26 protein-coding genes and 1 riboswitch are annotated in these 24,389 nt (G+C 62.1%); of the genes, 20 read left to right on the forward strand and 6 right to left on the reverse strand.

The features are described from left to right. Positions 1–16: 16 nt before the first annotated feature. Positions 17–889 carry a helix-turn-helix domain-containing protein gene (locus ACSEXS_RS00780; RefSeq protein ID WP_438431281.1) on the reverse strand — a complete coding sequence of 291 codons (873 nt, stop codon included), beginning with the start codon at positions 887–889 and terminating at the stop codon, positions 17–19. Between the two features lie 171 nt (positions 890–1,060). On the opposite strand from ACSEXS_RS00780, the gene ACSEXS_RS00785 reads away from it, so the two are divergent. The 7 genes from ACSEXS_RS00785 to mscL all read left to right on the forward strand — a co-directional run bounded on the left by ACSEXS_RS00785 (position 1,061) and on the right by mscL (position 7,578). Continuing rightward, entirely contained in the window at positions 1,061–3,079 is a 2,019-nt protein-coding gene (locus ACSEXS_RS00785; protein WP_438431282.1) for a hypothetical protein, read from the forward strand. After that, entirely contained in the window at positions 3,080–4,489 is a 1,410-nt protein-coding gene (locus ACSEXS_RS00790) for an ArsB/NhaD family transporter (RefSeq protein WP_438433051.1), read from the forward strand. Positions 4,490–4,505: 16 nt separating this feature from the next. After that, entirely contained in the window at positions 4,506–4,787 is a 282-nt protein-coding gene (locus ACSEXS_RS00795; protein ID WP_438431283.1) for a hypothetical protein, read from the forward strand. A gap of 148 nt (positions 4,788–4,935) precedes the next feature. Then, the gene (locus tag ACSEXS_RS00800; protein ID WP_438431284.1) at positions 4,936–6,105 is read left to right on the forward strand and encodes a cation:proton antiporter; all 1,170 of its coding nucleotides are present in this window, start codon (positions 4,936–4,938) and stop codon (positions 6,103–6,105) included. Between the two features lie 66 nt (positions 6,106–6,171). Continuing rightward, positions 6,172–6,813, forward strand: a complete 642-nt coding sequence (locus ACSEXS_RS00805; protein WP_438431285.1) for a ThuA domain-containing protein — start codon at positions 6,172–6,174, stop codon at positions 6,811–6,813. Between the two features lie 24 nt (positions 6,814–6,837). Continuing rightward, on the forward strand, positions 6,838–7,146 hold the full coding sequence (locus ACSEXS_RS00810) for a hypothetical protein (RefSeq protein WP_438431286.1): 309 nt from the start codon (positions 6,838–6,840) through the stop codon (positions 7,144–7,146). Positions 7,147–7,176: 30 nt separating this feature from the next. Further along, complete coding sequence (gene mscL, locus ACSEXS_RS00815) at positions 7,177–7,578, forward strand: large conductance mechanosensitive channel protein MscL (RefSeq protein WP_438431287.1); 402 nt, start codon at positions 7,177–7,179, stop codon at positions 7,576–7,578. A 122-nt stretch (positions 7,579–7,700) separates the two neighbouring features. Here mscL and ACSEXS_RS00820 read toward each other — a convergent pair whose 3' ends face one another. Continuing rightward, positions 7,701–8,933, reverse strand: a complete 1,233-nt coding sequence (locus ACSEXS_RS00820) for a multidrug effflux MFS transporter (protein ID WP_438431288.1) — start codon at positions 8,931–8,933, stop codon at positions 7,701–7,703. Between the two features lie 140 nt (positions 8,934–9,073). Here ACSEXS_RS00820 and ACSEXS_RS00825 point away from each other — a divergent pair, with 140 nt between their 5' ends. Together ACSEXS_RS00825 and ACSEXS_RS00830 are read left to right on the forward strand one after the other, a co-directional pair. Further along, entirely contained in the window at positions 9,074–9,721 is a 648-nt protein-coding gene (locus tag ACSEXS_RS00825; protein WP_438431289.1) for a YhbD family protein, read from the forward strand. Continuing rightward, complete coding sequence (locus ACSEXS_RS00830) at positions 9,718–10,452, forward strand: bactofilin family protein (RefSeq protein ID WP_438431290.1); 735 nt, start codon at positions 9,718–9,720, stop codon at positions 10,450–10,452. Before ACSEXS_RS00825 ends, ACSEXS_RS00830 begins: the two co-directional genes overlap by 4 nt. Positions 10,453–10,663: 211 nt before the next feature. Here ACSEXS_RS00830 and ACSEXS_RS00835 read toward each other — a convergent pair whose 3' ends face one another. Further along, positions 10,664–11,299: an FMN-dependent NADH-azoreductase gene (locus tag ACSEXS_RS00835; RefSeq protein ID WP_438431291.1), complete on the reverse strand. Its 636-nt coding sequence runs from the start codon at positions 11,297–11,299 to the stop codon at positions 10,664–10,666. A 213-nt stretch (positions 11,300–11,512) separates the two neighbouring features. Further along, a complete protein-coding gene (locus ACSEXS_RS00840) occupies positions 11,513–11,863 on the reverse strand; it encodes a winged helix-turn-helix transcriptional regulator (RefSeq protein WP_438431292.1) in 351 nt (116 codons plus the stop codon). A gap of 111 nt (positions 11,864–11,974) precedes the next feature. Here ACSEXS_RS00840 and ACSEXS_RS00845 point away from each other — a divergent pair, with 111 nt between their 5' ends. From ACSEXS_RS00845 to ACSEXS_RS00885, 9 genes are all read left to right on the forward strand, one after another. Continuing rightward, complete coding sequence (locus ACSEXS_RS00845; RefSeq protein ID WP_438431293.1) at positions 11,975–12,673, forward strand: pirin family protein; 699 nt, start codon at positions 11,975–11,977, stop codon at positions 12,671–12,673. An 82-nt stretch (positions 12,674–12,755) separates the two neighbouring features. Then, positions 12,756–13,871: an aminopeptidase gene (locus ACSEXS_RS00850; RefSeq protein ID WP_438431294.1), complete on the forward strand. Its 1,116-nt coding sequence runs from the start codon at positions 12,756–12,758 to the stop codon at positions 13,869–13,871. Between the two features lie 45 nt (positions 13,872–13,916). Next, positions 13,917–14,546, forward strand: a complete 630-nt coding sequence (locus ACSEXS_RS00855; RefSeq protein WP_438431295.1) for a TetR/AcrR family transcriptional regulator — start codon at positions 13,917–13,919, stop codon at positions 14,544–14,546. Continuing rightward, on the forward strand, positions 14,543–14,992 hold the full coding sequence (locus tag ACSEXS_RS00860; protein ID WP_438431296.1) for a hypothetical protein: 450 nt from the start codon (positions 14,543–14,545) through the stop codon (positions 14,990–14,992). The genes ACSEXS_RS00855 and ACSEXS_RS00860 overlap by 4 nt, the downstream gene beginning before the upstream one ends. Before the next feature lie 38 nt (positions 14,993–15,030). Then, positions 15,031–15,153, forward strand: coding sequence for a hypothetical protein (locus ACSEXS_RS00865; RefSeq protein WP_438431297.1), 123 nt, complete (start codon positions 15,031–15,033; stop codon positions 15,151–15,153). A gap of 10 nt (positions 15,154–15,163) precedes the next feature. Beyond that, positions 15,164–15,227: riboswitch (Fluoride riboswitch) on the forward strand. A 57-nt stretch (positions 15,228–15,284) separates the two neighbouring features. After that, positions 15,285–16,676, forward strand: a complete 1,392-nt coding sequence (locus ACSEXS_RS00870) for a voltage-gated chloride channel family protein (protein WP_438431298.1) — start codon at positions 15,285–15,287, stop codon at positions 16,674–16,676. Positions 16,677–17,034: 358 nt separating this feature from the next. Beyond that, a complete protein-coding gene (locus ACSEXS_RS00875) occupies positions 17,035–17,811 on the forward strand; it encodes an ABC transporter permease (protein WP_438431299.1) in 777 nt (258 codons plus the stop codon). Next, positions 17,808–18,599, forward strand: a complete 792-nt coding sequence (locus ACSEXS_RS00880; RefSeq protein WP_438431300.1) for an ABC transporter permease — start codon at positions 17,808–17,810, stop codon at positions 18,597–18,599. The genes ACSEXS_RS00875 and ACSEXS_RS00880 overlap by 4 nt, the downstream gene beginning before the upstream one ends. A gap of 115 nt (positions 18,600–18,714) precedes the next feature. Beyond that, positions 18,715–19,746 carry an ABC transporter ATP-binding protein gene (locus tag ACSEXS_RS00885; protein ID WP_438431301.1) on the forward strand — a complete coding sequence of 344 codons (1,032 nt, stop codon included), beginning with the start codon at positions 18,715–18,717 and terminating at the stop codon, positions 19,744–19,746. Between the two features lie 57 nt (positions 19,747–19,803). Here the strand turns inward: ACSEXS_RS00885 and ACSEXS_RS00890 are convergent, their stop codons facing one another. Next, positions 19,804–20,721 (reverse strand): cation diffusion facilitator family transporter, encoded by a 918-nt coding sequence (locus ACSEXS_RS00890; protein ID WP_438431302.1) that lies wholly within the window; start codon positions 20,719–20,721, stop codon positions 19,804–19,806. Between the two features lie 433 nt (positions 20,722–21,154). Between ACSEXS_RS00890 and ACSEXS_RS00895 the strand changes: the two genes are divergently transcribed. Further along, positions 21,155–21,751 carry a thymidine kinase gene (locus tag ACSEXS_RS00895; RefSeq protein WP_438431303.1) on the forward strand — a complete coding sequence of 199 codons (597 nt, stop codon included), beginning with the start codon at positions 21,155–21,157 and terminating at the stop codon, positions 21,749–21,751. Further along, on the forward strand, positions 21,748–23,058 hold the full coding sequence (locus tag ACSEXS_RS00900; RefSeq protein WP_438431304.1) for an NAD(P)-dependent malic enzyme: 1,311 nt from the start codon (positions 21,748–21,750) through the stop codon (positions 23,056–23,058). Before ACSEXS_RS00895 ends, ACSEXS_RS00900 begins: the two co-directional genes overlap by 4 nt. A 170-nt stretch (positions 23,059–23,228) precedes the next feature. On the opposite strand, the gene ACSEXS_RS00905 is transcribed toward ACSEXS_RS00900, so the two are convergent. Next, positions 23,229–24,329: an NAD(P)H-dependent flavin oxidoreductase gene (locus ACSEXS_RS00905; RefSeq protein ID WP_438431305.1), complete on the reverse strand. Its 1,101-nt coding sequence runs from the start codon at positions 24,327–24,329 to the stop codon at positions 23,229–23,231. Between the last annotated feature and the right edge of the window lie 60 nt (positions 24,330–24,389).

Genomic DNA, 24,389 nt, shown 5'->3' on the forward strand with positions numbered 1-24,389 from the left:
TCCGCCGCGCCGGTGTTTATCGGGCAGGCTTTCCTTGGGGAAGGCCTGCTTTTTTCTTGGCAAACGCCCCGGGAGAAAGGCCGACGAGCTTGGTGAAACTGCGAATAAAGTTGGCGTAGTCGTTAAATCCGGATTGATAGCAGGCTTCCGTGATGCTGAGACCTTCGCCAAGATAGGATTTGGCCATGGCAATGCGGCAGTCCAGGATATAGGAACGCAGGGTAAGTCCCGTATGCTTCTTGAACTGGCGGCTGATGGAAGTCCCATTTAAGTAAAATTCGGCGGCGAGACGCTCAAGCGTAATCTCCTCCGTGAGATGCGAGCCGATGTAATCCATTGTTCGGCGCACCAGCTCCGGCATGATATCCGCAGGAGCGAAGCGGGCCTGTTGGAAGAAGGAATTTGTGAGAACCAACAATTGAGCGATGTGGCAGTTGGCCATGACATCCGACCCATACGCTTCGGACGCGAGAGCTTCCTCCAGAGCCAAGGCGGATTGAAGGAAGGACTTCAACTGGCTTTCGTTCAGATGAACGATGTTTCCCCTTCCCTTCGGGCGGGCATCCAGGCATTCGGAGAGAGGCGTGGCGGCAGTGGACAGCCGCTGCAGGTAAGACTTTTGAAGATTCAGCGTAATCCGCTCATAGTCCGTCTCGTCCAAGCTGTAAGAACGGTGCATTTCTTCCGGTTGGAGCACAATGAAGTCGCCGGGCTCCAGATGGTAGCAGGTCGTCTCAATGTAGAAGTTGACGTTGCCGCGAAGAAACAAGTACAGCTCGTAAGCCTCGTGCCGGTGATAGAAGGTGCCTGCGTTGTTCGTCGTCGTTCGATGCAGGTAGAGAAAATCCCTTCCGATGGGATCATAGCGAAGCTCAAAAGGTTCGATCATCTGAAGCCGGCCTCCCGATCCGTTCGCGCAATAAACTTGGCGGAATGTGCAAGGATTTGTCTTGAGAACTCTACTAAAATGTCATTATCCTATATAGACGCAACAAAAGAAATAGCAAATCGAGCTTCATCAGGCAAGCGCTTTATAGGAAAGCGCGGATCGGAGGAGACCATGAATCTGTTGATAACGGCCAGAAGCAGGGCACAGGAGGATACGGAATACAAAGCGCTGAAGGAGCAGGGCCTCAGCGCAGCGGTAGAGGCAGCGACAGGCACCGGTCGTCCCAGGGACCCCTTCCGGGTCCGAATCGGGATTACCAATGAAGGCAGCGAAGCCTGGTCGGGCGTGATTCACATCGAACTGCCGTTTGCCCAAGTCCATCCGCGCTTTTTCCTGCCGGCCTTCCTGTATGGGCGCAACCGCGGAGAGGCTCCGCAGAATGTTCCGAACGAATTTCCGCGGCTCCGGGAGGGGAATCCCTCGCGTCCGTCCTCCCCGTGGTGGATGGTGCGAAGCGACCGGCTGTCTCATCCGGCGGCATTTGCCTACGACAACGGCAAAGTTTACGGGCTGTGTGCCAGCCCCTATTTTATCCGCAAGGATGGCGTCATCCAGCAGTGGAATCCGGCGGCGGAAGAAGAATTCTATCAATACGGTGGCTACAGCTGCTCGCTTGCGAACGGCACGGTCGGGTATACGCTGGGCTATGAAAATGCGCCGCTGCTGTTCATCAAGTCGCGTCTGGTGAAGGAGCGGGCCCCCTTGGGTGATAATGGCTTCGAACTGGCGGCGTCCGAATCGGTCATGGTCGCCCTCGATGTATATGACTACGAAGCGGAATCGGAGCTCGGGATCAACGAGGCGGTGGAGGAAATCTACTTCCGCTATCACCAGCCTCCCCGGAAGGGAAGCAATATCCAAACTGCGGCGTCCGATTTGGCCGGGGCGATCAGCCGCTATGCCTGGCTTCCCGAAGACAAGAGTTATTCCACGTTTGTCTATGAGGACCCCGGGACGGGAGGCTACCGCTACAACAAGATCCTGTCCATCAGCTGGACGGACGGGTTAACCGTAGCGACGCCGGTGCTTATGGCCGCCCTGCGGCTCGGCGATGAACCGATGCGGCAGCAGGCGCTCACCTGCATCACGAACATAGTCGAGCATTCCCTGAACCCGGCTTCCGGGCTTCCGTACGAGGCTTATCAAGACGGGAAGTGGAGCATTCGCGGCTGGTGGTTCGACGGGATGCGGACGCCGGGGCATTCCGCTTATCTGTGCGGGCAAGCGCTGTTTTATATCCTGAAGGCCTATGAGTTTGAAAAAAGATGCAAGGCTGTCGTCCATGAGGAGTGGATGGAGTTCGTGGAGCGAGTGCTCCTCCGGCTGGAAAAAACCAAAAACTCGGATGAAGAATACCCCGCCATCCTGTCCGAGCGAACCGGAGCCGGCCTCGAGTACGATTCCTTCAGCGGCGCGTGGTGCTTGGCCGCGTTGGCCTACTACAGCTGGCTGACGGGCGACAAGACCCGGCTGGACAGCCTTAGGCGCAGCGAACGGCATTATTATCAGACCTATGTGAAGCGGATGGAATGCTACGGAGCGCCGCTCGATGCCGACAAGGCTCCCGATTCGGAAGGGATTCTGGCGTATATCAAAGCCGTCCGGTTCCTGCACGCCCTGACCGGAGACGACCTCTATCTGGATCATATGAGGGATGCCCTGGGCTACGAGTTCAGCTTCAAATTTGGGTACAACTCGCCGGTTAAGGTGCCTCCGCTGAGCACCGTCGGCTGGTCCAGCTGCGGGGGCAGCGTCACCTCCGTGGCCAATCCGCATATTCATCCGATGTCCAGCAACCTCGTGGATGAACTGCTCTATTACGTGCGGCAGCGGAACGATCCCTATATCCGGCAGCGGATGCAGGATACCGTCGGCTGGGGCTGCCAGACGTACAACCGGTTTGACCGGGAATTCGACCACGGCAAAACAGGCTGGATGTCGGAGCGGTTCTGCCACTCGGAAGGTCTGGTCACCGAGAAATACAGCGACGGAACACCGGCCAGCACCTGGTTCTGCCTGATGCCCTGGGCGGGGGGCAGCGTGATCGAGGGCTTGGTCGGCGACTACTGGGACGCTCATGAGCGCGAGGGATTGCGGGCGGCCGCCGATTCCGGTATAATGAACGAATAAATCCCATACGATTCGACCGGAGGAGCCTGCCACCAGCGGGCTCTTTTTGCGTTTTTTTGGGCATACCAGAAGCGAAACGCGTCGCCGGGGCAGTCGGACGATTCGGCGACCATGCAGGAGGAGGCCATTATGAACGTTCAAGCTTACGGGGCCATCGTCATCTTTGCGGTGACCTACGCCCTCATCATTTCCGAGAAAATTCACCGCACCGTCGTGGCGATGCTCGGGGCGGCGCTGGTGCTGGTCCTCGGCATCGTAAGCCAGGAGACGGCAATCCATCACATCGACTTCAACACGCTCGGCCTGTTGATCGGCATGATGATCATCGTCAGCGTGACCGCCGAGACCGGGGTGTTCAAATACATCGCCGTCTGGGCGGCCAAACGGGCGAAGGGAGAGCCGATCCGCATCCTGATCGCGCTCAGCCTGATCACCGCGGTCGGCTCCGCCTTTCTCGACAACGTCACGACCGTGCTGCTGATCGTGCCGGTCACCTTCAGCATCACCCGCCAGCTCAAGGTGAATCCGGTACCTTTTCTCATGACGCAGATTCTGGCCGCGAACATCGGCGGTACGGCGACGCTGATCGGCGACCCGCCGAACATCATGATCGGCAGCGCCGTCCCGGAGCTTACCTTCGTCTCGTTCCTGACGAACCTCGCCCCCATTGTCGTGCTGATCATGCTCGCGTTCCTGCCGATCTTCGTCCTCTTGTTCCGCAAGAAGATTCAAACGACCCCGGAACTGAAGCAAAACCTGCTCAAGATGGACACGTCGGGGATCATCACCGACCGAAAGCTGCTCATCCAATGCTTGTCCGTGCTGGGTCTCACCCTGGTGGGGTTCTTCCTGCACCAGGCGCTGCACCTGGAGTCGGCGACCGTCGCGCTGACGGGGGCGTTCCTGCTGCTGCTCATGACGGGAGAGCGGGTCATGGAGGAGGCCTTCACCCGAGTGGAATGGCCGACGCTCTTCTTCTTCGTCGGACTGTTCGTGCTCGTCTCGAGCCTGGTGGAGACCGGGGTCATCGCCCAGTTGGCGGAGAAGGCAATCGACTGGACGGGGGGCGATCCGCTGGCGTCCTCCATGCTGATCCTCTGGCTGAGCGCGCTCGCCTCCGCATTCCTGGATAACATCCCGTTCGTCGCCACGATGATCCCGCTCATTCAGGAGATGGGGCAGATGGGCGTCTCGAACCTGGAGCCGCTCTGGTGGAGCCTCGCGCTCGGGGCCTGCCTCGGCGGCAACGGGACGCTGATCGGCGCGAGCGCGAATCTGATTACTGCGGGCCTTTCGGGCAAGGAGGGGTATCCGATCCGGTTCCTGGACTATCTGAAGATCGGGTTCCCGCTGATGCTGCTGTCGGTCGCTATGGCGAGCGTCTATCTCTATTTGCGTTACCTGATGTAGAAAAGGAGGAGCTTCCATGGTTCGCTACGAGTACGATTCCCGGCTGCTTGAGATCGCGGAAACGCAGGACGAGACGGGCACCGAATTTGTCATCCGGTTTCACGAGACCGCGCCGTATGCCGAATGTCTGCAAAAGGTGGAGCATTACTTTGAACGGAACCGGGATTTGACCGATGTGCTGTTCTACAAATACCCCGGTTCGGAATATCGGGTCATCGTGCGAAGAGATCAAGTCGTTCCGTTCCTGGCCGAATTGTTCAAGGCCCGCCTGCTAATCCGGCTGGAGTGGGCAGACTAACGAAAGGGACTCGAGGCCGCCTATATAACCTCATAAGCAAAAAGTAAGTGGAGGAGTCTGTCGCCAAGGGAGTGCCGTGTCTATTTACCGGCATTCATTGGCAGCAGGCTCTTTTTTGTCCAACGACTACTTGAAGGAGGAATTGCCCATGTTGATTTTTGACCTTGCCCTTATCCTTGCCGCATCCAAGTTGGCCGGAGACCTCTCCGTAAAGCTTCGCCAGCCCGCCGTGCTGGGCAAGCTGCTCGTCGGGATTGTGCTCGGTCCGGCGGTGTTCGGCTGGATTCAAGAAACGGAGATTCTGGAGGAAATCAGCCAGATCGGTGTGATCCTGCTGATGTTCCTGGCCGGGCTGGAAACGGATGCGGACGAATTCAAGCGCTCCGCCAAATCCTCCGCCTTCGTGGGAACGGCGGGCATCCTACTGCCGTTCCTCACCGGCTGGGGCGCCGGACTCTGGCTTAACCTGCCGACCCTGCAAGCCGTGTTTCTCGGTCTGCTTCTGTCGGCGACCAGCGTGAGCATCCCGGTGCAGTCCCTGAAGGAGCTGGGCCGGTTAAAATCCAAGGAGGGCGCGACCATCCTGGGCGCGGCCGTCATCGACGACGTCGCGGTGATCGTGGCGCTGGCCTTCGTTATGAGCCTGTCGGGCGGAGACGTCCAGATCGGCGCGGTTCTTGTGAAGAAGGTGGCCTTCTTCGCCGTCGCGATCGCCGCGGGACTCAAGCTCGTCCCCTGGCTGATGAAGCGGTTTGCCGCCCTCCGGGTCAGCGAGACGGTCATCTCGGCCGCGCTGATCCTCTGCTTCGGCTTCGCCTATGCCGCCGAGTCCGCGGGCGTGGCGGCGATTATCGGCGCTTACCTGGCGGGACTCTTCATCAGCCTCACGCCCTTCCGCCACGAGGCGGCGGAGAAGACGGAGACGATCGGGTATTCGATCTTCGTACCGGTTTTCTTCACGATGATCGGGGTCAAGGTGAGCTTCGCGGGCCTATCTGCGCAACTTGGTCTGATCGCGGGCCTGACCCTGCTGGCGGTCGCCGGCAAGCTGGCGGGAGCGGCCCTCGGCGCCCGGCTGGCGGGCTTCGGCTGGCAGAGCTCGCTTGGGATCGGCTCGGCCATGGTCTCGCGGGGAGAGGTGGCGCTCATCCTGGCGGCGATCGGCGAGGAAGCCGGGCTGCTCGGCGGAGAGTGGATGACCGTGCTCGTCGTCGTGGTCTTGGCGACCACCCTGATTTCGCCGCTGCTGCTCAAGGTGTTTTTCGGACGGCAAGGGGAAGGCGTGTCTTTACGGAAACGGGGGGAACGGGTAAAGTGAAGGAGAGAGACGTTGAGAGGAATTACCGGAGCAAGCCTAAGTGAATGAAGCGGAGGAGAGTGCCCCATGGCCATCAAGAAAGCGCTGGCGCTTGGAACTTACGAAGGAGCCCCTTATCATCCCTTTACCGGGGTGGATAAGGTGCTGGAGCAGGTGCTGGCGGACGATTTCGCGGTCGACTGCACCGACGATTACGGCGTCCTGAACGACAAGACGCTGAGCGGGTACGACCTGTTTATCTCTTACACGGAATTTGACGGTGTCGAGCTGTCCGACGAAGCGGCGGCCGCGCTCGTCTCCTTCGTTGCCCGCGGGGGAGGGCTCCTGGCGATTCATAACGGCATCTCCCTGCAGCGCCGCCATGAACTGGCTGCGCTGATCGGCGGGTACTTTACCCACCACCCGGAATTCACGGATCTGCCGATCCGGATCGCGCCGGAGGCGGCGGAGCATCCCGTCGTCCAAGGGCTTGCGGGCTTTACCCTCGGGGAAGAGCCGTACCGGTTCGACCGCTATCCCCATTACGAATCGACGGTGCTGGCCGAGTATGAGCAGGACGGACAGCTTTGGCCGGCGGCTTGGGCCCACGGTTACGGGCTGGGCCGGGTCGTGTACGTCATGCCGGGACATCATCTTCCCTCCTTTCAGGTGAAGGAAGTCCAGGACTGGATTCGCCGGGGAGCCCAGTGGGCGGCAAAACGGATCTGATCCCAAAACGGAGGGGGAGTATTCGTGGCTAATCGACGCAAGGGTTGGTGGGTCGCCATCAATCTGCTGATCGGCGCGCCGGGCGGGTTTGTCTTTGTCTTCACGGCAATCGGCCTGCAGGGCTTCATGGGCCCGCCGACCCGCAAGGGGCAGCTTGCAGCCGCCGTCATGGCGGTCATGTATACGATGATTTGGCTTCTGGCGAACGCCTTCCTGCTGCGGGACGTCACGGGGAAGAGACGCATTCTCTTCTATGGAGGAGGGCTGCTGATCGCCGCCCTCTCGGCATTCCTTGTCACGTTTGCGGTCGTGCAGCTGAGGTTGTTTTCTTGAAGCTTTCTTAACGGACGGGGGGATTGGTTCATGTGGAAGGAATTCAAAGCTTTCGCGCTTAAAGGAAATGTGTTGGATCTGGCCGTCGGCGTCATCATCGGCGGCGCGTTCGGCAAGATCGTGAGCTCCCTGGTTCAGGATCTGATTATGCCGCTCATCGGCATCCTGCTCGGCGGCTACGATTTCACCAAGCTGATGGTCAAGTATGGAAAATCGGAAATCAAGTACGGTCAATTCCTGCAGAACACGCTGGATTTCTTCATCATCGCCTTCTCGATCTTCCTGTTCGTGAAGCTGCTGACCCGGCTGAAGCGCAAGGGCGAAGAGGCTCCCAAGCCGGCGGAACCGGTCGTTCCGTCGCGCGAGGAGCTCCTGCTGACGGATATCCGCGATTTGCTGAAGGAATCGCGGAAGGAACGCTCGCAGGAGTGACCGGAACCGCCGGGCGGAATGCCCCGGCGGGATAGGATATAAAGACGCCGCCCGGCCCCCGGACTGTCCGGAAGGGTCGGGCGGCGTCTTTGGCATGCGCGTACACCGGCGCGGCGGGCCGATCAACGGATCGATCGGCGGGCCGGGCGGGTCATGAACGCGCAGAACAGCACGGCGCACAGGGCCGCGCCCGCCATGAGCAGGCCCATCGGCAGCGCCGAATTCTCGCCGGCCACGCCGACGAGCGGGGAAGCGGCCGCGCCGGCCAGGTACGGCAGCAGGCCGAGGACGGCGGAGGCGCTGCCGGCATGCCGCTTCTGGTTCTGCAGCGCGAGCGAGGTGCAGGTGATGTTGACGCCGCCGATCGAGGCGACGGCTAAGAACAGCGGCACGAGCAGGAACGGGAGCCTGGCGTCGGCGAGAATGGCCGCGAGCACGCCGACGGTCCCGGCGAGAATGAGGCCGAGGCTTGAGCCGAGCAGCCGCTCGGCGGACAGCCGCCCGGCCAGGCGGCCGGTCGTCTGGCTGGCCACGACCATGCCGAAGCCGTTTAAGGCGAACAGCAGGCTGAAGGTCTGCGGCGACACGCCGAAGCGGTTCTGCAGTACGAACGAGGAGCCGGAGATATAGCTGAACAGGGCGGCGGAGGTCGCAGCCTGCGTCAGGGCGTAGCCCATGAACCGCCTGTCGCGCAGGAGCGAACCGAAGGTGGAGAAGGTTTCGCCGATGCCGCCCGTCGTCCGCCGCGCTTCCGGCAGCGTCTCGGGCAGGCGGAAGGCCACGGCCAGCAGCATGACGATGCCGACCAGGCCGAGCACGAGGAACACGCCGCGCCAGGGAGCGAACGTGAGCAGCGCGCCGCCGAGGACGGGAGCGAGAATCGGCGCGGTCCCGTTGACCAGCATCAGCAGGGCGAAGAATTTCGTCAGCTCGTGCCCGGCGTACAGGTCGCGGGCCATGGCCCGCGAGATGACGATGCCGGCCGAACCGGCGAGCCCCTGCAAGAGGCGCAGGACGAGCAGGAGCGGCACCGCCGAAGCGAACAGACAGGCGAAGGAAGCGGCGGCGTAAACCGCGAGCGAGACAACGAGCGGTTTGCGGCGGCCCAGCTTGTCGCTGAGGGGACCGGCGAGAAGCTGGCCGAGAGCCAGGCCGAGCAGGCAGGCGGTGATGGTGAGCTGGGCGAGCGAAGCGGTGGTATGGAGGTCCTGTGTGATGTCAGGCAGGGCGGGAAGGTACATATCCAAGGACAGCGGTCCGAAGGCGGACAGGGTGCCCATGATCAGGACGAAGCCGGCGCTCCGCTTGACGCGGGCATCGGACACGCTCGAAGATTCGGCGGCAGGGACGGACATAACGGAATGAGTCCTTTCTCGCGTTAACGCGGTCGCTACAAGATTATAAAAAGCATCATACCATAAAAATCAGGCGAGGAGGTGTCGATTGTCAACGTAACAGTGTTATGTTACGATACTCTTAAGAGGAGGAAGTGCCAGTGGAGGGCGATCTGATTTCCAAGAAGGAGCTGCTGGAGCGTACGGGAATTTCTTATGGCCAGCTATACCGGTGGAAGCGGAAGAACCTGATTCCCGAAGAGTGGTTCATCCGCAAATCGACGTTTACGGGACAAGAGACCTTCTTTCCCCGGGACCGCATCCTGCAGCGGATCGGCAAGATCATGAATATGAAGGAGGACTTGTCGCTGGATGAGCTGGCGGATGTCTTTTCCCCGGAACCGGCGGCTATGCGGCTGAACGGTGCGGAGCTGGTCCGGCGGCGGGTCGTCTCGAAGGAAGCGCTGGCGCTGTACGAGGAAGCATCGGCGACAGGCTCCGGCGAGCCGCTGCCCTTCGAGCAGTTGCTGTTCGTGTATCTGCTGGACGGCTTCCTGGAACGGGGCGAGATGGTGCTGGAGGAGGGACGGCAGCTGATTCGGCTGCTGCAGGCTCATTATCCGAAGCTGGGAGGCCAGGGCGCGGAGGTGATCCTGATCCGCAAGCTCGGCGTCTCGGCGGTGACTCTGTCGGCGGGGCTGGACGCCGTCTGGTTCGAGGAAGGCGTGCGGATCGTGGCGCGCCGATCGGTCGCGGCGGCGGGCGAGGAACTGAAGCTTAAATTGGGAGCGGGAGGGACAAGCGAATGATGAATAACGAGCAGGGCGGCAATCTGGTCATCAACGGCAGCGGCAGCGCGAGCGGGGGCTTGTACGCCGAGGTCAAGATCAACGGATCGGGCCGGGTAAACGGCGACATTCAGTGTCGGGGCTTCCATGCGAACGGAAGCTCCACGGTGGAGGGGAATTTGCAGGCGGAGCTATGCAAGGTGAGCGGCAGCACCCGCGTCGAGGGCGGCCTCCAAGCCGACAAGCTGGTGGTGAGCGGGAGCATGAAGGCTGCAGGAGGCTTCCGCGGCAAAGACGCGAGAGTCGACGGAGACGCCAAATTTGCAGGCCCGGTGGCGGCCGAGAAGGTGGTTGTCCACGGCGGCATGAAGGTGGAGGGCAACCTGGAAGCGGAGGAGTTTCGCTGCCGGGGAAACTTTCATGTCGAGGGCCTGCTGAACGCGGAGACGGTCGACGTCGTCTTGGCCGGTTCTTCGGAAGCCCGGGAGATCGGCGGCGGTCTGATCCGGGTCAAGCGGCCGCTCTTGGCCAATTCGATCGGCAAGTTCGTCAAGGGGCTGCTGGGCGTGGAGGATCATCTGACGACGGATATCATCGAAGGGGATGAGCTGGAGCTGGAAGCCACCCGGGCGCGCATCGTCCGGGGCAACCGCATCACCATCGGCCCCGACTGCGAGATCGGTCTGCTGGAATACAAGTCCGAGCTGAACCGAAACCCCAACTCCAAGATTAACGAAGAGCGAAAAATGTAGAAGTTTTAAGTGGCGCTGGTTACCTGGCCCATCAGAACCATGAACGCCTGAACTCGTAAGCGGCCAGGAAGCCAAGGAGCAAGGCGCCAAGCAGAAGAGCCGAACTTGAGCGAGCGGAAACCCGCGCAGCCGCGCATCAAAAAAGACGCCGTCCCCGGTGAGGGAACGGCGTCTTGTCTTTTCGGCGGAAAGGGCCGGTAGCCTGAGAAGCTTAGAACGTTTGGGCCGTCTTCTTCGCCCGCTCGATCGCTTCGGCCTTGATCTCTTGCGCCTTGTCCGGGAAGGCGGACATGCCTTCGACGCGCAGCGTCTCGTAATCGGTGATGCCGTAGAATTGGGTGATCGTCTTCAGATACCGGTCGCCCATTTCCAGCTCGGCGGCCGGGCCGGAGGAGTAGATGCCGCCGGCGGCTTGAATGTGGAGAACCTTGCGGCCTTCCAGCAGGCCCACGGCGCCCTGCGGCGTGTACTTGAAGGTCTTGCCGGCGACGCTGACGGCGTCGATGTAAGCCTTCAGCACCGGCGGGAAGCTCAGGTTCCACATCGGCGTAACGAAGACATACTGGTCGGCGGAGACGAACTGGTCGACCAATTCGCCGAGGCGGCTGACCTTCTGTTGTTCTTCGGCCGTCAGGGCCTGGAATTCCTGGCCGCTCGCCAGCTTGCCCCAGCCGCTGAATACGTCGTTGTCGATCTGGGGAATATTCGTCTTGTACAGGTCGAGCCGAATCACTTCGTTGCCAGGATGGGCTTCGCGGTAAGCCTTCAGGAACGCTTCACCCACCGCCATGCTGTAAGATGCTTGCTCATCGTGCGGATGGGCGGTAATGTACAGTACAGTCGCCATGAATGGTTCTCTCCTTTTTTTCGCTCGGAAAAGTAATTGAGTGATGATTCTCACATCCTAAAGCATTTGCTAACGAAAGTCAAGTTCATTACATATAATAAGTTTCGACATAAACCCCATGCCATTTCCCGCTCGGCGGCAAAGAAAAAAAGCAGCCACGGGATAGTATCCGCAGCTGCTCGGGAAGACATTCCTGAAACATTCGGGCAGTCGTTATTTTGTCGATGCCTCTCCCCCGCAAGGGGCCAGCGTCATCCATTTATCCGCCCATTTCTGAACCTCGTTCATAATGGGGGACAGCTCCTTGCCCTTCTCGGTCAGCAGGTATTCGATCCGCACCGGCGTCTCCGGATATACCTCTCGGGTAACAATTCCGGCTTCCTCCAACTGCTTGAGCCGCTCCGCAAGCATGCGGTCGCTCATGTTGGGAATCCGGTCGACGATTTCGCCGAACCGTTTGCTTCCGGTCAAGAGGACTTGAATGATCAGCCCGGTCCACCGCTTGCCGAACAGTTCAAAGGCCGCCTCGAATTTGGGGCACAGAGGATGTAGGTTATCATTCATGCTTCATCATCTCCGCATCCATCATACCACAGTTACTTGACAAAAGTAAGTGGGTAGTTGTATACTTATTAATAGTAAGTAACTTAAATTTTCCGAGAGGGGATTATGGTCATGATGGAGATTCGTCCGGCGGAAGCCCGGTATAAGGCAGATCACGGCTGGCTTACTTCGTATCACAGCTTTTCGTTCGCGGATTACTACGACCCCGACAATTCCGGGTTCGGCCCCCTCCGGGTCCTGAACGACGACTTTGTCGCCGGACACCGCGGCTTCGCCCCCCACCCTCACCGGGAGATGGAAATCGTGTCCATCGTGCTCGAGGGCAAGCTGAAGCATGAGGACAGCACGGGCGAGACCGCCGTCACCGGCTTCGGCGAGGTGCAGCGCATGAGCGCCGGGACCGGCGTCCGGCATTCGGAGATCAACCCGTCCGACCGGCCGGTCAATTTCCTCCAGCTGTGGTTCCACCCGGATACCCCGGGGCTGCCGCCCTCCTACGAAGCCCGTTCATATGATGCCTCCAAGCTGGAGAACGCATTGCTGCCCGTTGTTTCCAGTGTTCCCGGCTTCGGCGCGGCTTCCATTCATCAGGATCTGACGCTTTACCTGTCCCGACTGGAAGCGGGGAAGGCGCTGTCCTTCACGCAGCCGACCGGAAGGCGGATCTATCTGTTCGTGCTCGAAGGCGCGCTGACCCTGAACGGGGAAACAGACGTGAAGCGTCGCGACGACGTCCGCATCACCGATACGCCGGAGCTGGCGATTCAAGCGTCCGCGGACAGCCTGTTCATGCTGATCGATCTTCCTTAAGGGAGCCTTGATATCCTCCGGCGGGTATGCGACAATCAAAGTGACCGAACAGTCACTTTTAATCGCAAAAGGAGCGAAATCCATGAAAGATCCGCGTCTTACCAAGTTGGCCGATCTGCTCGTGAATTATTCCACCTCGGTTCAACCGGGCGAAAATGTAATGATCGAGGCAATCGGCATCGACAATCCGCTCGTTCAGGAACTCGTCAAGGCCGTGCAAGCCGCCGGAGGCCGTCCGTTCGTCGTACTCCGCGACCCGCAGGTAACCCGTACGCTCGTCATGGAAGCGACGGAAGAGCAAATCCGCGAATGGGCGGAGATCGACAACGACATGATGAACCGGATGCAGGCTTACATCGGCATTCGCGGCGGTAGCAACAGCTACGAGATGACCGGCGTTCCCGACGACAAGATGAAGCTGTATCAGACGCTCTACAGCCACAAGGTGCACAGTGAAAACCGGGTGAAGCGGACCAAATGGGTCATCCTCCGCTATCCGACGCCCGGCATGGCGCAGCTCGCCGGCAAGAGCACCGAGGAATTCGAAGATTTCTATTTCGACGTCTGCACGCTCGACTACCGTAAGATGGAGCAGGCGATGGACCCGCTCCACGAGCTGATGAAGAAGACGGACCGGGTCCGCATCGTCGGACCGGGAACGGACCTGAGCTTCTCGATCAAGGACATCGGCGCGGTCAAGTGCTGCGGCAAGCGCAATATCCCCGACGGCGAGGTGTACAGCGCGCCGGTGCGCGATTCCGTGAACGGCGTGCTCAGCTACAACACGCCTTCGCCTTATCAGGGCTTCACCTTCGAGAACGTCAAGCTGACCTTCGAGAACGGAAAGATCGTCAAGGCGGAAGCGAACGATACCGAGCGGATCAACCGGATCTTCGATACCGACGAAGGCGCCCGCTACATCGGCGAGTTCTCCTTCGGCTTCAACCCGTTCGTGCGGGAGCCGATGAAGGATACGCTGTTCGACGAGAAGATCGACGGCAGCTTCCACTTCACCCCGGGCCAATGCTACGACGCCGCCCCGAACGGCAACCGTTCGGCGATTCACTGGGATATGGTCTGCATCCAGCGGCCGGAATACGGCGGCGGGGAGATCTGGTTTGACGACCGCCTGATCCGCAAGGACGGCCGGTTCGTGGTGCCGGAGCTCGAGGTCTTGAACCCCGAAAACCTGAAGTAACCCGTCCGAACGATAGACGGAACGGAAAGGAAGGGGGAGGGACGGATGTCGCCAAAGGTTTCCGAAGCTTATAAGGAAGAGAAGCGGCAGGCCATTCTGGATGCGGCGCTCGATTGCTTCGCCGCCGCCGGCTACGGACGAACGGCGGTCGACGACATCGCCGCCCGCCTCGGAGTGAGCAAGGGAGCGGTCTACCGGTATTTTTCCGGCAAGGAGGAGCTGTACCGGCAGGTGATGAGCGAGAGGCTGCTTCAGTCGCTTTCCCTCCTCTCGGCGCGCTTTCCGGCGGAGGCTTCCGCCTTGGATAAGCTGCGCGAGGTGTTCCGCGCGTTCCGCGAGCAGCCGCTGCCGGAGCTGAAGCGGCTGCTCGCCTTTCATCTGGATTTCTGGCTGGAATCCTCCCGCCGCGAGGACCTGCGCGAGGCCATGGACCGCCAGAGCGAGGCCGCCGAGGCGTTCATCCGCGGCATCGTCGAGGAAGGCGTCCGTGCGGGCGAGCTTCGGTCCGACGCCGATGCGGCCGAGTTCGCCGCGCTGTTCTGGGCGATGCGCGACGGCATCGCGCTGCAGTTCGTCGGCGGCGGCGAGGAAGCGGCGTACCGGGCGCGGATGGCCGCGATGGAGCGGACGCTCCTCGCGGGACTCGTGCCGCCCGGCGGGGGGGATGCGCGATGAAACGGCTGAACGACCCGGCGGTCCGCCGGGTCATCCGCTCGCGCATCGAGCGGCTTTCGCCCGAGGCGCGCCGCCGTTTCGGCACGATGACCGCGGGCGAGATGCTCTGCCACCTGGCCGACCAGCTGAAGGACGCGGCCGGCATCCGGCTTTTCCCGGAGATGGGCGGGTTCTTCCTGCAGCGGATCGCCAAGCCGGCGGCGCTGTGGCTGATGCCCCGCTGGCCGGGCGGCGTCCTACCGACCGCGCCGGAGTTCGACGCCCGCCGGGCAGGCACGAAGCCGGCCGGCTTCGAACGCGACCGAGCGGAGCTGCTTGCCCTGTTCGATGCGCTGGAGCTCGCGGGCGGCTCGCGGCATCCCGCCTTCGGGCCGCTGACGGAACGGGAGTACGGCCGGCTCTTGTACCTGCACTTCGACCATCACCTCCGCCAGTTTGGCGGCTGATGGAGAAGCCGCCGAACCGGCGGAAGAGGCAGGAGAGGATGGAGAGGCAGGAGAAGCTGGAGAAGCAGGAGAAGCAGGAGAAGCAGGAGAAGCTGGAGAGGCGGGGCGCGCGAGCGGGGAACGAACGGTTGACATCCTCCGCGGACTGCCGTATTCTCTAGAAAGCAGCAGCAAGCATACGGCGATGGAGTTCGCCATAACCGCCCGCATTCGGGCTGATGACTCCTACCAGCGAGTTTTGAGGCTGGTAGGAGTCTATTTATTTTCAGAGACAGGAAGAGGGATGGAAGCAATGAACGGGAGAAGAGGCAAGGCAAGCACGGAGGAGGGGCGCCTCCGGCAAGGAGCATCGGAGGTACGGACCCGGCTTGAAGAGACGGCGGTTCGGCTCCGCGAGTTCGGGCCGGCGGCCGCGGTCGCCTTTCTTCTCAAATGGCTGTTGCTCGGCGGCGCTGTGGGCGTCCTGTCGGGTTCCGCCTCCGCCTTGTTCCTGGCGAGCCTGGACGCCGCTACCTCGGCGCGGGAGGCGCATGCCTGGCTGCTCTGGGGACTTCCGGTCGGCGGAGCGTTCGTCAGCTTCCTGTACCTTCGGTACGGCAAGGAAGCGGGGCGCGGCAATAACCTGCTGCTCGACCAGATTCACGGCGGGGAAGGGCAGGTGCCGCTGCGCATGGCTCCCCTGGTGCTCGCCGGCACCGTGCTGACGCACCTCTTCGGCGGTTCGGCCGGCCGCGAGGGTACGGCTGTCCAGATGGGCGGCAGCCTCGCCGAGGGCTTCGGCCGGCTCGTCCGGTTGAACGCGGCGGACCGCCGGCTGCTCCTGATGTGCGGCATCGCCAGCGGCTTCGGCTCGGTCTTCGGGACACCGCTCGCCGGAGCCGTGTTCGGCATGGAGGTGCTGGCCATCGGCCTGCTCCGTTCGGAAGGGCTTGTCCCCTGCCTGATTGCCAGCCTGACGGGAGACGTCGTCACCCGCGCCTGGGGCATCCGGCATCACCTGTATCAAGTGGAAGGCGTCATTCCCGCCTTCACCGCTCCGGTCCTGCTCAAGGTGACGCTGGCCGCGGCGGTGTTCGGACTGGCCGGCCTGTTCTTCAGCGAGGCGACGCGGCTGATCAAGGCGTTCTATGCCAAGTGGATTCCCTATGCGCCGCTCAAGAGCTTCGTCGGCGGTCTGGTGATCATCGCGCTCGTCTATCTCGGCGGAACAAGGGACTACTTGGGCCTCGGCCTGCCGCTGATCGGCGAAGCGTTTCAGGGGCAGACGCCGCCCCTCGCCTTCCTCTGGAAGAGCCTCTACACCTCGCTCACCCTCGGCGCGGGCTTTCAGGGCGGCGAAGTCACGCCGCTGTTCGTGATCGGCTCGACGCTCGGCAGCACGCTGGCCCAGTGGCTGCAGCTGTCGGTTCCCTTCCTCGCCGCGCTCGGCTTCGTCGCCGTGTTCGCCGGGGCGGCCAATACGCCGCTCGCCTGCTTTATCATGGGGGCGGAGCTGTTCGGCGGCGGGTTCCTGCCATATCTGTTCATCGCTTGTACGGTCAGTTACCTGTTCTCCGGGCATACCGGCATCTACCTCTCCCAGCGGGTCGTCTCCGCCAAAACGGCCGGGCGGCCCATTCCTGAGAACGCGACCCTCGCCTTCTTGCGGCAGCGGAAGAATGCAGAGCGGCCGGGCAAGGGGTAAAGGAGGGGCGAGGGCGGAAAGGGGAAGCGTCTCGTCCTATGGAAAAATAGAGCCAAGACCATCCCGTCCGGCCAAGAGTGAGTTCGCTTGCTCCTAAGCCGGAACGGGATTGTTTATGTGGCAAGAAATCCGCAGCTATTAGGCCATTGCCCATTCTTGAAGCTTCTGGTAAACTTAGAAACTCTCTCACGCCTTAGGCTTTCGCTGCAAGTCGGTTTGAAAGTGTACGCACGGCCTCGCCGCCGGTCCGGACGGAATGATCAGATGCTTACCGCGCATCTGTCGCCCGCATACGGCTTAAGCCGAAGCCGCCACCCAAGCTTCACGCTGCGTGTAACTCAAATCCCGGAGGTGCAACATGCTGTTTGCCGTGCTGGTACGCAAAGCGTACCGGGTCAATCTGCAGTACCGAAGCTCCCATCTGATTCACAACTTGGCGAGTTCCTTGTTCGGCTTCATGTACATCTTCATCTGGATGGGCATCGGCCGCACCCATGAGCTGGAAGGGTACGGTGTCCAGGGAATGACCGCCTACGTTGGATTCACCCAGGCCGCCTTGTGGGTAACGACCTTCGCGACCTTGGGGTTGGGCATTCCGGAGCGGGTGAGAACCGGGCAGATCGCGCTCGATCTGATGCGGCCGGTCAGCCTGTTCTACCAGACCGCCGTCCGCGAATGGGGGCAGGTCGGCTATCAATTCCTCTACAAGACCCTTCCCATCTACCTCATCTACTTCTTCGTCTTTTCGCTGCCGCTTCCCACCCGATTCTGGACCTATCCTGAGGTTCTCGCGGCCCTGGCCATGGGAGCATTTCTCTCGATCTGCGTGCAGTACCTGATCGGCGTCGTCTCGCTGTGGACGACCGAATCCCTCTGGTTTCATTGGCTCAACTACGCGTTCTCGATGCTGCTCTCCGGCTTCTTCGTGCCCGTGGAATGGCTTCCCTCCTGGCTGAGGACAGCCAGCCTTCATTCCTTTTATCCCTATCTGCAATACCATCCGGTCAAAATCTTCCTGCAGCAGGAGTCTGCGGCGGTCCTGCTCCCCGGCCTGCTGTGGTGCGGCTCGCTCGCGGCGGTCTGCGGTGCGGCAACCGTGCTCGCCAGGCGCAAGGTGGAGGTGCAGGGAGGATGAGACACCTGCGCGTCTTCCTGCTGCTGATTCGGGCGAGCGTCAAAAGCCGCATGCAGTACCGGTTCAATTTTTGGATGTCTACGCTGTTGGCTTCTCTCGTCTCGATTTCCGAGTTCCTGATGGTGGCCGTGGTCCTGTTCCGCTTTCAGGGCATCGACGGCTGGTCCATCTACGAGGTGGGGTACCTCTATTCGGTGATCAGCCTCTCCAAAGTGGTGTACCGCAGTCTGGCCAACGACGTTCACAACCTCGACCGCTATCTGGTAAGCGGCGGCCTGGACCAGCTCCTGCTTCGCCCGCTGCCGCTGCTCGCCGCCCTGATGACGCAGAACTTCCGGGTTCTTCTCGGCGAAACCCTGCAGGGCGGAGGGATTCTCGCTTTTTGCCTGTACAAGCTGTTGGCCTCCGGGCAAGTGGGATGGATGGCCGTGCCGCTGACCCTGGGGGTGATTCTGAACGGAGCGGCGATTCTGTTCGCCATTGGCCTGGCGACCTCCACGCTCGGGTTCTGGATGACCAAGGTCGAGGTGCTGCAGACGCTGACCGAGGACGCTTCCCGCAGCGCCGCCCAATACCCGCTGACGTTGTATCCCGGATGGCTGAAGGGAGTGTTCTTCACCGTGCTTCCGGTAGCTTTCGCCAATTACGTGCCTGCCCTGTACCTGCTGCGTCATCAATACGGGTGGTGGGTGCTGGCGGCAAGCGCCGGAGTGGCGGGGCTGTGCATCGCCGCTGCGCTCGCTTTCTGGCGAATCGGCGCGGAACGTTATCAAAGCACCGGAAGCTGAGCTTCCGCAACAGCCTCGGGCGGAGCCGGAACCGGCATTAAGGGGATGCAAGAAGGAACGGAAGAAATCGGCCAAGGGACGAAAGGTCCCGATCATAAGGGGGCGAGGATCGGCGATGATCGAAGTGAAGAATTTGCAAAAGGTATTTCGGACCCCGGTTGTCCGGGAGGGAGCGTTTGCGGGAGTGCGGACGCTGTTCACGAGGGAATACCGGACGAAGGAAGCAGTCAAGGGGATCAGCTTTACCCTGCCGGACGGCGAGTTCGCGGGGTACATCGGGCCGAACGGGGCGGGAAAATCGACAACGATCAAGATGCTCTCGGGAATTCTCCGGCCGACCTCGGGTACGGTGAGCATCGGCGGCTTGAATCCGCACCGGGAACGGCGGCGGGTCGCCCGGAAGCTCGGCGTGGTGTTCGGCCAGCGCAGTCAACTGTGGTGGGATCTGCCGGTCAAAGAATCGTATGAGATCCTGGGGGCGATGTATTCGGTGCCGAATGACGTCCGGCGCCTTCGGCAGGGGGAGCTGACCGAGTTGCTCGGGCTTGCTCCGTTCCTGGATACGCCGGTGCGCAAGCTGTCGCTCGGCCAACGGATGCGGGCCGATATCGCGGCGGCTCTGCTGCACGATCCCGACATCCTGTTCTTGGACGAGCCGACGATCGGGCTCGATGCGAACGCCAAGGAGAGCATCCGCGGCTTCCTGCGGACCCTCAATCGGGAACTGGGGAAGACGGTGCTGCTCACCACCCACGATATGGACGATATCGAACGGCTGTGCAGCCGCGTGCTGGTCGTAAGCGACGGCGGCTTGCGCTTTGACGGAAGCATCCCCGAGCTGCGCAGCCGAATCGGCCTGCCGACGGTGATCCGCGTCCGCTACCGCGGCGAGCCGGAGGTGCCGCCGTCCTGGCGCCAAGGGTTCGCTGCCGCAGGAACGGCGGAAATCGCCGAGGGCGGCGGGCGGACCGACGGCGGCTTGCCGTTTCGTCTGGCAGCGTCCGACGGACGGACGCTGTGCCTTGAATGCAACCGCCAAGCCGTCACGGCGATGAGCGTACTCCGCACGGCAGGCGAGTGGGGCGAGATCGAGGACGTGGATATGGCCGAGCCGGAATTCGAAGAGATCGTGAAGCACATCTACTAGAGCGATAGCCAAAGAGGGCGCAGCCGGCTTCTGTGGGAAACGGCAGCGCCCTTAAGTTTACAGCCTCACCGGCTCAGAATCATACCACGGGTTCAGGTGAACCAGCACCTCGCCCACATCGGGATGGGCTCCGGTGATGACCTTCTTGATCTTGCGGCCGATGTCGTGGCCTTCCTGAATCGTCAGGCTGCCGGGGATGGATACGCGGATGTCGACGATGATGTAGTGCCCGTGGTTGCGGCCGCGCAGCCGGTCGATCCGCTTGACCTCCGGCACCGTGCGGATGAGCGCGGCGTAGTCCTTCAGGATGTCCGTGTCGACGCTGTGCTCCATCAGCACGTCGAACGATTCGCGGCCCATGGAGTAAGCCATCCGCATGACCAAGAGCGAGACGATGATTCCGGCGATGGGGTCGCCGTAAGCGAAGTAGGGCGAGTGAATCTGCGCGCCGATCAGCGAGAGCATGATGCCGAGCACCGCCGCCCCCGAGGCGTAGACGTCGGCCAGATGGTCGTTTGCGGTCGCGATCAGTCCCTGGCTGCCCGACTCGCGGCCGATGCGGATCGTATAGACGTACAAGAGCAGCTTCCAGATCAGGGAGACGGCGGCGGCGATCAGCGGCAGCAGGTGAGGGGCGGCCGGTTCCCGGAACAGCGTCTCGACGGATTGATAAGCCATGAACAGCGAGGCGATGGCCAGGATGATGGCGACGAACGCCGCTCCGAGCACCTCGGCCTTGCCGTGTCCGTAGGGATGATCCTCGTCCGCCGGACGGTTGGAGATGCGCATGGAGCTGAGCGCGGCTCCCGACGCGATCACGTCTCCGGCGTTGTGCACCCCGTCGGCCACGAGCACCTGGCTGCCGAACAGCACGCCGACGCCGAGCTTCATGATCGTGAGGCCGAGGTTGCTGATCAGGCTTACCCAAGCTCCCCAAATGGCCGGGCTGATTTTGCCGGCTGGTTCTTGCGACATGGTATTTCCCTCCCGAAACAGTCTTTCCACAAGGAAACAAAAACCTTCAACGTCCCGTTGAAGGTTTTTCCGCTATCCGTATGTCCTGCTTGCCATAGGCGCCATTTTGGCGCTCCTGTGGCGCTCCTTTGCCGATCCCGCACATACGCGTCACCACGTTCCTCAGAGTCCCGCGGCCGGGCCGCGTACGAAAAAGCAATATGCTTACCATACCACAAATGGGCAGGACCATGCGATGACATTTTTGAACAGGCAGCCCTGGAGGGAGGAAGCCTTTTCAACCGAAGGGATCGAAACCGACGATGAATTTCCATCCGGAATAGGGACAAAGTGTATTTCTTTTCGCGCGGCGCGGGAGTACAATAGGGGAGAAATTTTGGGGACCCCGCCGGTCGGCTTTGGCGGCGCCCCTTCGGAAAGGAACTCTTACACCTTGGCCAAACTCTATTACCGCTACGGCACGATGAACAGCGGCAAGTCGATGGATATTCTCAAGATCGCCAACAACTATGAAGAGCAGGGCAAGTCGGTGCTCATCTTCACCTCGGTCGTCGATACCCGGCACGGGATCGGCAAAGTGACATCGCGCGTCGGGTTTCAACGGGAAGCGCTCTTGCTGAACGGGCGCATGCGCGAAATCGTCGAGGAGGCGAAGCCCGATTGCGTCGTGGTGGACGAGGCCCAATTCGCCACGCCGGAACAGATCGACATGATGGCGGACATCGTGGATCAGTTGAACATCCCCGTCATCGCCTATGGGCTCATGACCGATTTTCAGGGAAAGCTGTTCGAAGGGAGCAAGCGGCTCCTGGAGACGGCGGACCGGATCGAGGAAGTCAAGACGGTCTGCTGGTACTGCAACAGCAAAGCCCGCTTCAATACCCGCTTCCAGGGCGAACGGGCCGTATTCACCGGCGAGCAGGTGGATATCGGCGGCAACGACAAGTACCGGCCTTTGTGCCGCAAGTGCTACCGCAAGGAAAAAGAAAAATCCGAGCGTCTCGCGGAAGCGGGCGGAAGGGAAGAATGATGGCACAGAAAGCGAATGACCTGCTGGAGCAGGTAGAAACGGCCGGGGGCGGAGCCTCTGCGCTTCGGGTCGCGTCGGACGCAGGCGATAACCGCCCGGCGGCGAATGCGTGCGTTCGGCCGCTCGACGAGTCGGACCGGATCTACCGGATGCACCTGGGCGGCAAGCTGGAAACGACGCCGAAGCTGGCGATCCGCAACCGCGACGATCTGGCGTGCGTCTACACGCCGGGTGTCGCCCAGGTCTGCATGGCCATCCACGAGAACCCCGAGCAGGCGCACCGCCTAACGATCAAGCGCAACACGGTGGCGGTGGTCTCCGACGGATCGGCCGTGCTCGGCCTCGGCAACATCGGGCCGCTCGCCGCCATGCCGGTGATGGAAGGCAAAGCGATGCTGTTCAAGCAGCTCGGCGGGGTCGACGCATTCCCGATCTGCCTGGACACGCAGGACACCGAGGAGATCATTAAGGCGGTTAAGCAAATTGCCCCGTCGTTCGGCGGCATCAACCTGGAGGACATCTCCGCGCCGCGCTGCTTCGAGATCGAACGGCGGCTCGTCGAGGAGCTGGATATCCCGGTGTTCCACGACGACCAGCACGGCACCGCCGTCGTGATGCTGGCCGGTATTCTTAACGCGGTGAAGCTCGTCGGCAAGGAGCTGGCTTCCTGCCGGGTCGTCATCTCCGGGGTCGGCGCGGCAGGCACCGCCTGCACCGACATTCTCTTGTCGGCGGGCGTGCAGGACATCGTCGGCGTCGACCGGGAAGGGGCGCTGGTCCGCACCCGCCGCTATGAGCGCGACGCCTGGAACGACTACGCCGCCCGCACCAATCCCCGGCTAGCCGAAGGCCCGTTGTCCGAGGTGATCCGCGGTGCGGATATCTTCGTCGGCGTGTCCGCGCCCGGCCTGCTGGGGCGGGAGGACGTGGCCCGGATGGCGAAGGACGCCATCGTCTTCGCCATGGCCAATCCCAATCCGGAGATTACGCCGGAGGAGGCGGCCGGGTTGGTACGCGTCATGGCTACCGGCCGGTCGGATTACCCGAACCAGATCAACAACGTGCTGTGCTTCCCGGGCCTGTTCCGCGGCGTGCTCGATTGCCGGGCCGAACGGGTGACCGAGGGCATGAAGCTGGCGGCCGCCCACGCGATCGCCTCCGCCGTCCAGGCCTCCGACCTGTCGGAGACCTGCATCATTCCGAGCGCGTTCGATCCCGACGTGGCGGAGCGGGTGCGGCTTGCCGTGTTATACGCCGCCTATCAGGAAGGCGTCGCCCGCAGCGGGTTGGACCGCGACGAGGACTGACGGGAGACGGCGGCCAGCCCTCCGCGCTTCCGCCGGTTTGACGATTGCTATCGAAGACGCCTGCTTTCCGCGGTTTAGTCGGGGGAGCAGGCGTCTTTTGGCTTTCGCTTCTTGAGCCGCCGCTTCCGAGCTCGCTGCGTCTCCCCGCTCCTGAACCAGCATTACACGCTTCACCGGTCCCGAAGCCGCGCAATCGCCTCGCCGGTCTCGCGGACCAGCCGCTCGACCACGGCCGCCGCCGGCTGCTCGCTCTGCAGCAGGCGCGAAGCCTGGCCGGTACGAACGGCCATGTACTCCGCCCGCTCCTGCTCCAGCGCCGCTTCCCGGATCGGCCGGGTCAGCAGCTCGGCGAAGGGCTCGGGCGGCAGCAGGTTCTCCCATGCCGCTCCCTCGACGACGAAGCGGTTGCGGACCACCCGTTCGGGGCGGCCCCTATACGCTCGACTCAGCACGGTGCTCTCCTCCATGCTGGCGAGGACGATATCCCGCACGCGGCGGGTGGCCCGGCTTTCCGGGCAAGCGAGGAAGGCGGAGCCGAGCTGGACGCCGCCCGCACCGAGCAGGAGCGCTGCTGCGATGCCTCGCCCGTCCATCACACCGCCGGAGGCGACGACCGGCACATGCAGGGTATCGGCGAGGAGCGGGGTCAGCGCCATGGTGCCGACGGCGGCCTGCTCGGGCGAGCCGAGAAAGGTGCCGCGTTCGCCCGCGGCCTCGCTGCCTTGGCCGACGACCAGATCGATGCCCTGATGCTCCAGATGCGCCCCCTCGGACACGGTGGTAGCCGTTCCGATCAGCAGGGTTCCGTTCCGCTTCAATTGGTCGATCCAGCGGTTATCGAGGATGCCGCGCGAGAAGCTGAGCACCGGCACGCGCTCCTCGTCGACGGCCGCGAGCTGCTCCTCCGCGCGGGCGGCGAGGCGTTTCGCTTCCGCCCGGGCTGCTTCCAACGTAACGGGCTCGCCCAACCCCAACTCCCGGTAGGCCGGAAGCAGGAAGCGGCGGAACTCGTCGAACCGGGCCGGATCGGGCTCTTCCGGCGGCGGGGCGATATGGAGATGCACCGCGAATGTCCGACCGGTGCGGGCCCGTACCGCCCTTACCGCTTCGCGGAGCCTGTCAGCGGATAGATGGGCGGCCGCGATCGTGCCCAGCCCGCCGGCCTCCGACACGGCGGCGGCCAGCTCCGGCCCCGCGGCTTTTCCGATAGCCGCCTGCAGCAGAGGGTAGCGGGTTCCGAGCAGCTCGGCGACGGCGGTCTGATTCCACATGCAAACGGCCTCCTTTTTCGAGGAAAATCTTGGTCAACGACCGCCCGCGACACAGGAGCG

It is taken from the genome of Gorillibacterium terrae (assembly GCF_051594785.1).
In the GTDB taxonomy this organism is placed as follows: domain Bacteria; phylum Bacillota; class Bacilli; order Paenibacillales; family NBRC-103111; genus Gorillibacterium.